Origin of the sequence: Bailinhaonella thermotolerans, assembly GCF_003594875.1 — a bacterium.
In the GTDB taxonomy this organism is placed as follows: Bacteria; Actinomycetota; Actinomycetes; order Streptosporangiales; family Streptosporangiaceae; genus Bailinhaonella; species Bailinhaonella thermotolerans.
Map to the genome: position 1 here is coordinate 1 of NZ_QZEY01000061.1, position 550 is coordinate 550.

At 63.5% G+C, this 550-nt stretch carries 1 protein-coding gene; it reads left to right on the forward strand.

What is annotated here, in order from left to right; genetic code table 11:
• Window positions 1-333, forward strand: a 333-nt coding sequence (locus tag D5H75_RS40755; protein WP_206781989.1) for a hypothetical protein, incomplete at its 5' end; no start/stop codon positions are given.
• Between the last annotated feature and the right edge of the window lie 217 nt (window positions 334-550).

Here is a 550-nt window from a genome sequence, read left to right on the forward strand (position 1 = left end):
CCCACCTGGACTCACATTCTGACTCTCACGGGCGGGCTCATGTTGTCCGCGGAGGAACTCAGCCTCGGAGGCCATCGCGTTTTCCAGATCGTCAAGCTGGTCGAAGAGATAGAACCGCTCACTTACGCAATCGACGGGGTAAGCGCCGGGGAAATCTTCCCTTACGAGGAGTACAGCCCGTACTGGGAGGACATAAAATACACTCCAACAACGTCACTGGCGGCGGAACTGGATCAGTACTTAGTGATCATGGGGCGGCTCACCGGCCGCTTCCTCGACCGTGACTGGCTCGCTTCCCAGGGGCTGCTCGGCGAGCTTCCCCCAACCCGCTGACACCCTCTCAGCGACCTGGCGATACCGCCCGGTGACGGTGCGGCGAGAGGGCAATGTCCCGGTCGCCCAGTCACGACCCTTACGGCCCGCAGCGCTCGCGGACACCCCTGCGGCGCCCGCCGCGAAACGGTTGCCGCCCTGGGACCGGCCCGCACCTAGGGCGTGTTTTGTGGATCGGTGGATGTGGATCTGGTGGTCGGGTTGTGATGGTCTGATG